This is a genomic window from Pseudomonas sp. GW821-FHT07F05, from assembly GCF_059418765.1.
Genome location: NZ_JBWKQL010000012.1, coordinates 1 through 12,967 on the forward strand (window position 1 = coordinate 1; position 12,967 = coordinate 12,967).

Genomic DNA, 12,967 nt, shown 5'->3' on the forward strand with positions numbered 1-12,967 from the left:
GGCCCGCTGCCATCCGCCATCCATGGCGGGGGGCAGCTCTCGCCGCATCCATGCGGCTCGGCCCACGGAGCGAGACCGGAGTGAAGGAACCCTGACGAAGGAAGGGCCCAACCGAGAGCAGGCACCCTTGGTTACTTGGGGTGCTTTTCCAAGTAACTCGCCGAAGGCGAAGCAATCTGCCCCTAGGCAGATGCCTTTGATCTTGAATTTGACCTTGATCTTAAGACAGCGGCAAATCGCACGCCGGGCACTTCGACATACCGGTGAACCACCATCGAGACCACCACAACTGCCACCACCACCAACAGCAACAACAGATTGTCGTTCAGCGCACTGCCCGTGCTCAGATACCGCACCAGCGTCCCCGGCACCTCACCCGGCTTGTCCACCAACAGCGGATACCCGCCAAACTTCGCGGCCACCGTCAGCCCCGTCGCGATCACGAAAATCACCGCCGCATGGGTCAGGTAAATCGACAGCCACAACCGGCCCAGCGCCGGGAACACTCGCACCTGCAACAGCCGCGACACCACCCCGGCTTCCCAGGCGAACACCAAAATGGCCAGGCAAAACAGCACCGACAGCTCAATCGTCAGCGGAGCGTCGCCGGCCACCATCAGCCAGCCGATCGCCGCTAAAACTCCAACCTCAAATACACTGGCCAGCACCATTCCCGGCACGAAACTCCGCAGCCGTGCGTACAGCCGATAGGTCACCGTACCCGCAAAAAAACACGCCGCGCCGCACAGCACATAGCGCGTCAGCAGATCGGAATCCACGAACAAGCCGACAAACGCCAACCCGCCCAGCAGCGGAAACACCACACGCGCCATCCCCGGCAGTGCGTAGCAGACCACCCCGAAGATCAGCCATAGATAAAACGCGACGCTGAGCCACCACGACGGGTAGTTGAACGACAGCGCGTTGAAGCCCGGCCACCAGGCCTGAATCAGCAACAGATTGGGCAAGATCTCCCCAGGCGCCCGGTCACCACTGAACGCCGGGAAATTCAACAGCAGCCCGTAGCGCTCCAGCACCAGCTTCAGGCACTCGAATCCGATGAAGAACAACAGCACCGCGATGTGCAGCGGCATGACCCGGCAGGCGCGAGCAAGCATGAAGTCGCCCAGCTGCCGCGAGGTATTCAGCGTGCCGACGTAGCGCCGGTAAATCAGAAAACCGCTCAGGGCGAAGAACAGACCGGCGAACTGGCTGGCATTACGGAAAAACGACAGCTCCGTGAGGCTTCGCTCGATGTGCGAGTGATGAACGATCACGGTCAGGGCGCAGAGACCGCGCAGGCTGTCGAGCGCGACGAATCGCTTCATCGTGAGGATCCTTTTTCAGATGAGTCAGGCGTGCGGGCACGCGAGCAGGCGCCAGCAGGTGTGCAGGGCAGGCAATGGCAGGGACAGACAGGAAAGTTACCACCTTCGTCGCTGAGGCCGATGAGTGGTTGGAGCAGAAAACAGGAGGTGAGGCACAGCTGTTTCGACGCCGACGCTAACACGGTGTTCGTGAAAGTTTTGCCAGCCACGGACAGCAGTATGCCCGAACCGTAAGCCCGTTCGGAACAGCAATCATCGACACCCTACTGTCAGGAAATCCCAATATATGGGATTGACCGTTATATATTGAGATTGCCAGCGCAACAGGTTTATAGTTCGCCCCGCATTCACTCATTAATAACAATCAGGTGAAGCCATGCAGGCGCAATTGATCGCGCTCGATTGGGGGACGACCTCCCTTCGCGCGTATCGACTCGGCGAACACGGCCGGGTACTGGAACAACGTTCGCTCAGCGCGGGCATCATGCAGCTGCCATCGACACCCCGTTCGATTGGCGGGCAGCAGGTTTCCAACGGCTTCGAACTGGCTTTTGACGAAGCCTGCGGCGACTGGCTCGACGCCGAACCAACGCTGCCGGTGATCGCCTGCGGCATGGTCGGCAGCGCCCAGGGCTGGCGCGAAGCGGTCTATCAGCAGACGCCCGCCAGCGTCGCAGCGCTCAGTTCTGCGCTGGTCACGGTGCGCAGCGTGCGCGGCGTCGACGTTCACATCATTCCCGGCATCCTGCAGCGCTCCGAGCTGCCCAACGTGATGCGCGGCGAAGAAACCCAGGTCCTCGGCATTCTCGACTCGTTGCCCGCCAGCGAAGCCGCCAAACCCTTGTTGATCGGCCTGCCTGGCAGCCACTCGAAGTGGGTGAGGGCGGTGGACGGCCGAATCGAGCATTTCGACACCTTCATGACCGGCGAGGTCTACGCCGCGCTGTCCAGCCACACCATTCTTGGCCGCACGGTGCAGCGCAGCGAGACCTTCGACGCTGAAGCGTTTGACCGAGGCGTGGCGGTGTCGCGGTCGGCCAATGGCGCGGCGGGTCCGCTGTCGACCATCTTCAGTTGCCGTACGCTCGGCTTGACCGGCGTGCTGTCCGGTACCGCGCAATCCGATTACTTGTCAGGCCTGTTGATCGGCCATGAAATCGTCGCGCTGGCGCAACTGCTGCGCCAGACCGACGCGCAATTGCCTGACGTGATCCTGATCGGCAGCGACGCGCTGATCGCCCGCTACCGGCGCGCCCTCGATGCCAACGATTTTGCCCAAGTGACCTTGGCGGAGCAGGCCACCGAGCGTGGTCTCTGGCAGGTCGCGGTGCAGGCCGGTCTGAGTCAATCCTCCTCTTCGGCCGCTGCCCGGCCCCTTCACGTAGAGAACTGACATGCTCAAGCAAGCCCTCGTGCAAAACGGCCTGGTCGCGATTCTGCGCGGCCTGCGCCCCGAAGAAGCGCCGGCCATCGGTGATGTCCTGTACACCGCCGGTTTCCGCGTCATCGAAGTGCCGCTCAATTCCCCGCAGCCGTACGACAGCATCCGCCTGCTGCGTCAGAGCCTGCCCGCCGATTGCCTGATTGGTGCGGGCACGGTGCTGACGCCGGAGCAAGTACGCCAGGTCAAGGAAGCCGGCGGTCAGGTCATCGTCATGCCCCACAGCGATCCGAAGGTGCTGCGCGCAGCCAAGGCCGAAGGCCTGTTCCTGTCTCCGGGCGTGGCGACACCGACCGAGGCCTTCGCGGCGCTGGCCGAAGGCGCCGACGTACTGAAGATGTTCCCTGCCGAGCAAATGGGCCCGGCGGTGGTCAAGGCCTGGCTGGCGGTGTTGCCGGCCGGCACGGCGTTGATTCCGGTGGGCGGCATCACCCCGGACAACATGAAAGTCTTCCTCGACGCCGGCGTGTCCGGTTTCGGCCTGGGTTCGGGGCTGTTCAAGCCGGGCATGAGCGCCGAGGACGTGGCCAAGAGCGCCAAGGCCTACGTGGACGCCTGGAACCAGCACAAGCCTGCCAACAACCAGTGACTGACGCGCTCGTTGCGCCATCGAGCATGTGTATTTGAATAAGAGAGACAAGACATGAAAATCACCAAACTCACGACTTACATCGTTCCGCCGCGCTGGTGCTTCCTGAAAGTCGAAACCGACCAGGGCTTCACCGGTTGGGGCGAGCCTGTGGTCGAGGGCCGCGCGCACACCGTGGCTGCAGCGGTTGAGGAACTGTCCGACTATTTGATCGGCAAAGACCCGCGCAACATCGAAGACATCTGGACCGTCCTCTATCGCGGCGGCTTCTACCGGGGCGGCGCCATCCACATGAGCGCGCTGGCGGGCATCGATCAGGCGCTGTGGGACATCAAGGGTAAGGCGCTGGGCGTGTCGGTCAGCGACCTGCTCGGCGGCCAAGTGCGCGACAAGATTCGGGTGTACTCGTGGATCGGCGGCGACCGTCCGGCGGACACCGCACGCGCGGCAAAAGAAGCGGTGGAGCGTGGGTTCACTGCGGTGAAAATGAACGGCACCGAAGAGCTGCAGTTCCTCGACACCTTCGACAAGGTCGACCTGGCCCTGGCCAACGTTGCCGCCGTGCGTGATGCCGTGGGCCCGAACGTGGGCATCGGCGTCGACTTCCACGGTCGCGTGCACAAGCCGATGGCTAAAGTGCTGATGAAAGAGCTGGACCCGTACAAGCTGATGTTCATCGAAGAGCCGGTGCTCAGCGAGAACTACGAAGCGCTGAAGGAACTGGCGCCGCTGACCAGCACGCCGATTGCCCTGGGCGAGCGTCTGTTCTCCCGTTGGGATTTCAAACGCGTGTTGAGCGAAGGTTACGTCGACATCATCCAGCCGGATGCTTCCCACGCCGGCGGTATCACCGAAACCCGCAAGATCGCCAACATGGCCGAAGCCTATGACGTGGCGCTGGCCCTGCATTGCCCGCTGGGTCCGATCGCGCTGGCGGCGTGCCTGCAGCTGGACGCCGTTTGCTACAACGCGTTCATTCAGGAGCAGAGCCTGGGCATTCACTACAACGAAAGCAACGACCTGCTCGACTACATCAAGAACCCCGAAGTCTTCGACTACGACAAAGGCATGGTGAAGATCCCGAACGGGCCGGGCCTGGGCATCGAGATCAACGAAGAGTACGTCAAGGAACGCGCCGCCATCGGCCACCGCTGGCGCAACCCGATCTGGCGCCACGCCGACGGCAGCTTTGCCGAGTGGTGATCCGTCTGTGCTGACTCGATCGTTCCCGCGCTCTGCGTGGGAACAATCATTCGCGAGCAAGCTCGCTCCCACAGGGACTGTGGCTGACCCTGATGTCGAGGGCGCTGACCCTCACGTGGGAGTGAGCTTGCTCACGAAGCTTTTCACGGCTCATTTACACCAAAAAAACTCCAGACCTCAGATAACCATAAAAAGAGGCACTTCCCTTGCGCACACAGACTGCTTCCCAAGCGCGGGCGACCACCGCCACGCCGACCCGCAAACGCTTCTTCATCATGGTGCTGCTGTTCATCACCGTGGTGATCAACTACCTCGACCGCAGCAACCTGTCCATCGCCGCGCCCGCACTGACCAGCGAGCTGGGCATCGATCCGGTGCACGTCGGCCTGATCTTCTCCGCGTTCGGCTGGACCTACGCCGCCATGCAACTGCCCGGCGGCTGGCTGGTGGATCGAGTTCCGCCGCGCATTCTCTACACCGTGGCACTGGCGCTGTGGTCCATTGCGACCATTTTTCTCGGCTTCGTTGGCAGCTTCATCGGCCTGTTCATTTTGCGCATGGCCGTCGGCGCGCTGGAGGCCCCGGCCTATCCAATCAACAGCCGCGTCGTCACCGCCTGGTTTCCTGAAAAAGAACGCGCCACCGCCGTCGGCTTTTACACCTCCGGCCAGTTCGTCGGCCTGGCCTTCCTGACCCCTGTGCTCGCGTGGTTGCAGACCCGCTACGGCTGGCACATGGTGTTCGTGGCCACCGGCGGCGTCGGCGTGCTCTGGGCGGCGATCTGGTACATGGTTTATCGCGAGCCCCGCGATTTCAAAGGCATCAATCAGGGCGAGATTGACCTGATCAAGGATGGCGGCGGCCTGGTCGACATGCAGACCGATGCCTCGAAACGCAAAAGCGGTTTCAGCTGGCAGGATCTGGGCATCGTGCTGACCAAGCGCAAGCTGTGGGGCATCTACCTGGGCCAGTTCTGCCTGAACTCGACGCTGTGGTTCTTCCTCACCTGGTTCCCGACCTACCTGGTCAAATACCGCGGCATGGATTTCATCAAGTCCGGCTTGCTGGCGTCGCTGCCGTTCCTCGCGGCCTTCGTCGGCGTGCTCTGCTCGGGATTCTTTTCCGACTGGCTGATTCGTCGCGGTCATACCGTCGGCTTCGCGCGCAAGACGCCGATCATCGCCGGTCTGCTGATTTCCACCTCGATCATCGGCGCCAACTACGTCGACTCGACCCCGCTGGTGATCGCTTTCCTGGCGCTGGCCTTCTTCGGTAATGGCCTGGCGTCGATCACTTGGTCGCTGGTCTCGACCCTCGCCCCGGCGCGGCTGTTGGGACTGACCGGCGGCACGTTCAACCTGATCGGCAACCTGGCGGCAATCGCCACCCCGATCGTGATCGGCTTCCTCGCGTCGGGTGATTCCTTTGCGCCAGCGATCACTTACATCGCCGTTCTGGCGCTGCTTGGGGCGTTGTCCTACATCCTGTTGGTGGGCAAGGTGGAACGCATCGAGTTGTGATGGCCGTGTCGACACGTAAAGAGGGCGTCAATCACTGCCTTGTGACGAACCTTTACCTGAGTGCATTTCGTTGAGAGCTGCGCTCAGGGCGCATATTCACTACTTCCTGGAGTCGCAGGTCGTTCGGGCTGGTGTTGCTTCTGCAAGGGTCACCGAGAGTCAGCTTGATAGCCTCCGTTGACCTTTGGAGAGTGTTCATGACTACCAACAACCAATCAAAGATGGCGGCTCGCTATGGTGAGCCAGATGCATCAGCGCTCGTCGCCTGAAACGATATAATCGATCAACTCCTCGATCATCGCAGCGTCTGCAGCATTTACTGCGAGCCATTGCCTGAAGGCGCAATCCAGACGCTCATCGCCGCCGCGCAATCTGCATCGACCTCGTCAAACCTCCAGGTCTGGAGCGTTTTTGCTGTGGCGGAGTTAGGTGAGGGCGGTGAGAGAGCGACGCCTGAAACGCTTTCGGTCGTTTGAGTCGCCAAACTTCCCACCCTCGTTCACCTAAAGCGCACACGCCGTATCCGCAGCCATCGCCTTCAGTAATCGGGCACTACCGCTAGTGAACGGTTTTGCTTTCAAACGTGCTTCCACCGTGAAGCCTCCGAGCACTGAACAACTTTGCGAACTCGACCGCGCCTTTGAAATTGAGTTGAGACGAGGCATAGGATTTCATAAGCAGTGAGCGTGGCAATGCCCAGTCCCATTTTTCCTTGATGAGATTCTCGACGCCTTCCAGCAGTGATTCGATGTCGTCCGGATCTAGCTCAGCGATCTTGGCGAGCGCTTCAGCGACATTCTTTTGTGAACCCCCAACCGACAACGCAAGGCCTGAGCTCTCGCACGCCATTCCCACATGGTGGAACATTAGCACCAGAGCGTCGTTGGTTTGATCGCCAAGCCATGTGAGTAGATGAGTTTTCGAGTCAGAGCCATACGTGAACTCATTTAACAGTCCGAGTGATCTGAACGATTTACGGGCTTCGCTCAGCAACTCCTGTGCTTTGCTATCGATGAAGGGGCAGGGCGTCGTTTCGGTCAGTACAGCGCGCATTTCCTCGCGGGCATGATCGTGCACCATGGCACCAAGCCCGTCGAACTGTGGAGGCTGACCGCCTCGGGCGGCAGTGACGACGATCACCTTTTTTCCGATATCGACATCCAGTACCCGCCAACGCCGGCCACCAAAGATGATTCGCTGGCCCTTCATCAAAGGCCGACTGACCGGTATTGAGCCTAGCGGTTTGCCTTCCCGTACCAGCCTGAACTCTTCGTCGCTGGTGAAAGCACTGTAGAACTCGTAATGGTTGATGAGCCGTTCGCCGATCTCTCCTGGAAGCAACAAACCTGAGCTGTCTTGCACGATCAGTTTCTTCTCGCCGAGACCTTTCAGTAGAGAGAAGAAGTCAGCCTTGGAAATGCTCTTGAATGTTCCGCTTTCTACCAGGCCACCCCATAGCTGAGCAGCGCTGGCGCCTCCTTGCTGTGCGATCACTGACAGAATCTGTTGCACCAGGGTGGAGGCATGCAAACCCTCAGCCCTGGGCGGCTCGAACCAGTTGCCAATCAGTAGCCTGATCATCGCGATGGTTTGGACGAGGTTCTGGCGTAGCAGGTCTGACAATAAAGATTGGTCAGTCAGCTCCCGTTCCTGACAGTAGGCCCGGAGAGTGGCGGGTTCGTCGTTGCGGCGGCCTGACCTGCCTAGGCGTTGGCGCAGGCTCGCAACTGATGGAGGCGAACCTATCTGGACAACTGTCTTGATGTTGCCGATGTCTATGCCAAGCTCCAGGGTAGTGGTGCACACGGCGGTTGCTGGCGGTGTGCCTGCTTTGAGCGCACGCTCCGTGTCTTCTCGAAGGTCTTTCGAAAGGCTGCCGTGATGAGGCAGGAATTCGTTGGGCATACCGCTGATTTCGCAGAGGCGACGTAGGCGATCTGCGTACCACTCCACCTCCTGCCGACTGTTCGGGAAAACCAAATTGTTACTGCCGCGCAGCACCTTGTACATGTGTGCGGCGATGGCATGCCTGGAGCCGGACTCGTCTTCTTCCTCCTCTTCCTCAGGGTTCTGATCAGGGTCGGCATTCGGTACTTCGACAGCACGCAACTTTTGCATCGGCGGCATCATATAGCCGCGCACTTGCACCTGAAGGTTCTGGCCAGATGATTTCGATTCAATCACCTGCACCCGCTCTGGATGCCCGGGCCTGAGAAACTCGCTCGCCAGCGACATATCTCCCAGCGTGGCGGACAAGCCGACTCTCGGCAGGGTTTTTCCGGATACAAGCTCGACTCGCTGCATCAATGACTGGAGCTGCTTGCCACGCTCGCTGCCAATGAAGGCATGCAGCTCATCGACCACGATGTAACGCAGGTTCTGGAACAGGGCCATCAGGCTGGAGCCTCTGTTGACGAACAGCGCCTCAAGCGACTCTGGGGTGATCAGCAAGACGCCATTAGGAGACCTGAGAAACTTGTGTTTTTTGCTGGCAGACACATCCCCGTGCCATGCGACGACGGGAAGATCCAACTGCTCACAGAGTCGACTCAGCCTGTCCCATTGATCGTTGATGAGTGCCTTTAGTGGGCTGATATAGAGGACGGCCCCAGCTGGGTCTTGGTGCTCCAGCAGGTTAGTGAGGATGGGCAGGAATGCGGCCTCAGTTTTCCCGGCAGCTGTTGAGGCGGCGATAATCACATCCCGATCAGCATCGACCAGCGCGGAAATTGCCCATTCCTGTGCGTCCCTTAACGCTGTCCATCCCTGGGCCCAGACCCACTGTTGAACGTCGGGGTGCAGGCGCTCGAAAGACGAGGATTCAGAGTTTGAAACTTGTGAGCTCATCGTCTGCCTCGATGCTTAAATCCTGCTTGCCGCCATCATCCTGGGCAATCTGAACGGCCCCCACCAAGGCACGCCAGTCCGCTCCAGGGTTCTGTTCCAGCACCGCGAGCAGATTGATGAAGGCTGTGATGGTTGTGCGTGGAGTGCGGAAGTAGGCCTCACCCAACCGTTGGTTGCAGTGCGCCATGAACGCAGGGATCGCCTCGTCAGGCATCAGGTATTTGTCCGGGTCACCGTAGGCATAAACGTTGCGCAGCTTTTGAAGCAGTACGTAGAAGTCTTCTGGAGTCAGGCTGCTTAGGCGGATGACCGGCCCCGACAGGTCGATCAGTCCAGATTTGGCGAACGTGTTTTCGGCAAGCCGGGATTGCAAGGCGGGGTAGCTGTAAAGTCCGCGCCGGGTGTCCATCAGAAACTCAGGCGTACCGCCAAGGACGAAGCCAAGGCCCTCGGTCGAGCCTTGTAGGGAGTCATTCAGAATCCGCAAGATCTGCTCGTAGTTGGCGTTGCGTGCCTGGGTGTTCGCGAGCTTGTAAAGATTTACGAGCTCGTCCAGGCAAATCATGAGGCCGCCAAACCCCGCCAGGCGTACGAACCGCGACAGCAACTTCAACTGATCGTAGACCGATGCGTCATCAATGATGGTTCGGACACCGAGCGCCGCACGTGCATCTGTCCTGGTAGTGAACTCGCCTCGAAGCCACCGGATGGCATCCGCCTTGAGCTGCTCGTTGCCTTGTTCAAACCCTTGGCAATACTTGGCAATGACGTCAGCGAAGTCGTAGCCGTTCACCATCTCAGTGAGATCGGCGAGGAATTCTCTAATAACGACTTCGCTCTCGACGCCCCGAGTTTTCGCTTCCGATTTAGCCTGGGAAATGAATTTTTCAACGATACCCTGCAGCGCACCACCGTCCGGTTTCGTCCGGGTGGACATGTTTTTAGCAAGCTCGGCATAAAGGGAGCGTGCTTGTCCGCCTGAGGCATGCAGCCGGCGATCCGGGTTTAAATCGGCGTGCATTGTGACCAGCTTTCGCTCCATCGCAATGCCCCGGACAAGGTTAAGGAAAAAGGTTTTCCCGGCCCCATATTCGCCTACAACAATCCTGAAGGCGGAGCCACCGTCAGCGAGTCGATCTATGTCTTTGAGAAGGGCGTCGAGCTCACCCGCTCGACCCACTTGAATAAGATGCTGGCCCGCACGAGGGACTACACCGGCTCGCAATGACTGGATGACCGCATCGCGATCCTTTGGGCGTATCGTGCTCATAGGGCTAATTCTTCCAGGATATCCGGGTTGATCTCGATGGGGTCATCCCCCTCAGAGACTGGCATGTCGAACCGCTCAAACGCCATGTCGTTGATTTGCTCAAGAGCGCCATCCAGCATGAGCTCCATATCAGTGGCCACATCTTCCAGCTCTTGGCGGCTCCATTCGCGACGTGACACGATCATTCGCAGAAACGCTGAGTGCTCTGTGTCGAGCCCATGTACGGTCGCTGCATGGTCAGTGGGCTGATCATTGATGCTGTCCACGATGGCAGGCGGTTCTGGAAATTCATCACTGAATACTTCGGCCAGCAACGCTGACACCACTGCCGTTTCGCGCTGGAGCTGCGCAATTTTATCCATGTCCAGATTGAAGCTTTGGGTCGCGGCAGAATTGCCTGGCATCTCACCGGTCTGGTCGGAACTAGGCAAGGCACCAAATCTGGGCGGCGTGGAGATATTTTGAGGAGGGGTGATGGCTGCGCCGTGTAAGTCCCCGTAAAGCAACTGGGGATCCAGCTCCAGAGTTTTATAGACGCGTTCCAGCAGCCGGACTTCCTGCGGCGAAACGCTTCCGTCAGCTTGAGCGAGATGAGCGAGAAACCTGGCCATGGCACGTTTGGCATCGGCGTTCAGAGGGCTTAGCTTCTTCTTCAGGCTCGCCAGGGTAGGTGGCTGCAGAATCTGGATCTGCAAGTGGGCTTTGAGCCGTTTGAGATGGCCTGCGCCGAGATGAGTCCAGGAGTCGATATGCCGCCCGAGCTGAGCCATCTCCTCACTCGACGTCACCCTGTCTGCAGCCGCGACCGCACTTGCCAAATCCAGCGTCACCGCTGCGGCGTGGTAGTCCGAGGTGGTCCGTACGCTCGCATCATCGTCACCTGCCGCGAACAATACGATGGTGTCCAGATTCTTGGGAGTACGGCTGCCGGACAGTACGTCCGGCTCAAAGCCGATATTCAAGGACTCGAATGCTCTCGCCAAGGCGACGATTGTTCCGCGCGGGAGAGCTCCTGCAGATCCAAAACGTCCTGCAAGATCCTCGAAGGTCATGACCAGATGCTCCTCGCCGACTTGCCGCTGCAGATCAGCGATCACATCCTTTGCTGCAGCCGGCCAGAGGGCCACTGGCAGCTGCAAAATACCCTCCAGATCGGAGGCCCCTCCAGGATTGCGACCCAGGTATCTGCTGTATGGGTCGAGGATAAGCGTGCATTCATCGACTATGCCCTGGAGCTTTTTGCGCGTTGCCGACGTAACGGAAACATCCGGTATGTCGCCCAGCGCCATGTCGGGAACACCCAAGCGAGAAGAGGCTGAGCGGTAGCTCGTTTTAAGCATGGTCTTGTTTTGGTTGAGCACAAGACCGTTTGGATAGCGGGTGGAATACCGCGTCACGAAAAGCTGTTCAAACTGATCCGCACATCTACTTACTGAGGTGCGTCGGCTGATGTTTGGGTCTGATTTTGCCCAGGCCAACGCCCACGCAGCATTTAAAGGATGCTTGTCCTGGGCCATTTGCCCCAATGCCAGCCGCAGCGACATCGGCATTTCAACGTCGGTGCATTCGAAACGAGGCGGTGCTCCTATGTACATCTGCGGCTTCACATCCATGAGCTGGATGTGATTGAGCAAATTCGACGCGTAATTTCGAAACGACGCGTTCTCACCGTAAAGTGCCCTTAGACGCTTGACCTCTCTGACGATGGTGGGGAACTCCGAGCGCGCTACATCGTCCGTGATCGAATCAACGACCGCCCGACGTTCAAGCCCGTAAAAGAAGATGAAGACGTAGCCAATATCCACATTGGGCGTACTTCGCCCTTCGGACAGCCATTGCAGGTAGCCACGCCGTGCTGCAGGCGAGATGCCGCTGTAACTGGGCCAGTAGCCGGTGATTTTTTCGGTTAGATCGACATGCGCAGCTTGTACAGGCAGTTGGCCGTTAATCAGCGAGGGCTCTTGTTTGAACGTGCGATCTGCTTTCTCAGCAAAATAGACCATGCCACCCTGAAGAACATGGCCGCCGACAGTGATGGTTTCATCCTTGCCAATCCATCGAGCTTGCGGAAAAACATCCTTGGGCTTGGGCTTGGGGATGGTGAACTGCTGCTCAGGCGAGTTCACCCTGACCACATGGAAATCCGAGTGAGCACCGTTAGCGTTGCTCACTTCAAGACTGGTTTCTGATTTGGACTCGTTATTCGACAAGGTTGTAGTTTGACCTTTTGAGTCGGGTAGGATCGTATTCTTCGGGCGAGGAGGGCCGGTTGATGACGCTCGAATAGACTTCTTCACTAGCCAGATGAAGCCAGCGATCCCCGCCAAAAGCGCGACCAAGAGCCGCATTCGGGGTGGTACAGCTACGATGAGCACGACCAATATGAATATCAAGGTCGCCATGGCCGCCATGTCTGGGCTGCTTTTTTGCTTCCTTGCCATTAAGTGCTTCCATCATGATGGGCTGGCTTGGTGGCAGTATCTGCATTTTCTCACCGGACGCCAATCACCGCGCTTGCTGTCCAGCTGACGTCCCGACCAACGCGACATCACACTCCATTGATTGCGCTGCTGCCGCGACCTTCAAAGCCTTGAGCTCTGCCTTCAGGCCTTCGTTCATGGCTATCAAGGTATGTGCATCAGCTTTCAACCTTCGGATGTCAGACCAGGCTTCCTGCAGCTCGTCCAACAGCATCAGACACTGGTGCTGGTAGCTTTCGAGTTCGGTAGGCATACCGCGGTCTAGAGCGGTGTTGGCGATGCACGGAGT

At 59.0% G+C, this 12,967-nt stretch carries 10 protein-coding genes; 4 read left to right on the forward strand and 6 right to left on the reverse strand.

Annotated elements, in window-relative coordinates:
* Positions 1–182: 182 nt before the first annotated feature.
* On the reverse strand, positions 183–1,328 hold the full coding sequence (locus tag AC07RO_RS21075) for an acyltransferase family protein (RefSeq protein WP_495086983.1): 1,146 nt from the start codon (positions 1,326–1,328) through the stop codon (positions 183–185).
* Between the two features lie 376 nt (positions 1,329–1,704).
* Here AC07RO_RS21075 and AC07RO_RS21080 point away from each other — a divergent pair, with 376 nt between their 5' ends.
* From AC07RO_RS21080 to AC07RO_RS21095, 4 genes are all read left to right on the forward strand, one after another.
* Positions 1,705–2,721 (forward strand): 2-dehydro-3-deoxygalactonokinase, encoded by a 1,017-nt coding sequence (locus AC07RO_RS21080; RefSeq protein WP_495086984.1) that lies wholly within the window; start codon positions 1,705–1,707, stop codon positions 2,719–2,721.
* Position 2,722: 1 nt separating this feature from the next.
* Entirely contained in the window at positions 2,723–3,358 is a 636-nt protein-coding gene (locus AC07RO_RS21085; protein ID WP_065986271.1) for a 2-dehydro-3-deoxy-6-phosphogalactonate aldolase, read from the forward strand.
* 54 nt (positions 3,359–3,412) lie between these two features.
* Positions 3,413–4,561, forward strand: a complete 1,149-nt coding sequence (dgoD, locus tag AC07RO_RS21090) for a galactonate dehydratase (RefSeq protein ID WP_495086985.1) — start codon at positions 3,413–3,415, stop codon at positions 4,559–4,561.
* Between the two features lie 275 nt (positions 4,562–4,836).
* A complete protein-coding gene (locus AC07RO_RS21095) occupies positions 4,837–6,081 on the forward strand; it encodes an MFS transporter (protein ID WP_240357016.1) in 1,245 nt (414 codons plus the stop codon).
* A 558-nt stretch (positions 6,082–6,639) separates the two neighbouring features.
* Here AC07RO_RS21095 and AC07RO_RS21100 read toward each other — a convergent pair.
* Genes AC07RO_RS21100 through AC07RO_RS21120 form a run of 5 tightly spaced genes read right to left on the reverse strand, consistent with a single transcriptional unit; the run spans position 6,640 to position 12,931 of the window.
* Entirely contained in the window at positions 6,640–8,928 is a 2,289-nt protein-coding gene (locus AC07RO_RS21100; RefSeq protein WP_495086986.1) for a DEAD/DEAH box helicase, read from the reverse strand.
* Positions 8,903–10,198, reverse strand: a complete 1,296-nt coding sequence (locus AC07RO_RS21105) for an ATP-binding protein (protein ID WP_495086987.1) — start codon at positions 10,196–10,198, stop codon at positions 8,903–8,905. Before AC07RO_RS21105 ends, AC07RO_RS21100 begins: the two co-directional genes overlap by 26 nt.
* On the reverse strand, positions 10,195–12,408 hold the full coding sequence (locus tag AC07RO_RS21110) for a tellurite resistance TerB family protein (protein ID WP_495086988.1): 2,214 nt from the start codon (positions 12,406–12,408) through the stop codon (positions 10,195–10,197). Before AC07RO_RS21110 ends, AC07RO_RS21105 begins: the two co-directional genes overlap by 4 nt.
* Complete coding sequence (locus AC07RO_RS21115) at positions 12,398–12,685, reverse strand: hypothetical protein (protein WP_346629709.1); 288 nt, start codon at positions 12,683–12,685, stop codon at positions 12,398–12,400. The genes AC07RO_RS21110 and AC07RO_RS21115 overlap by 11 nt, the downstream gene beginning before the upstream one ends.
* Before the next feature lie 18 nt (positions 12,686–12,703).
* A complete protein-coding gene (locus AC07RO_RS21120) occupies positions 12,704–12,931 on the reverse strand; it encodes a hypothetical protein (protein WP_346629710.1) in 228 nt (75 codons plus the stop codon).
* Positions 12,932–12,967 lie beyond the last annotated feature (36 nt).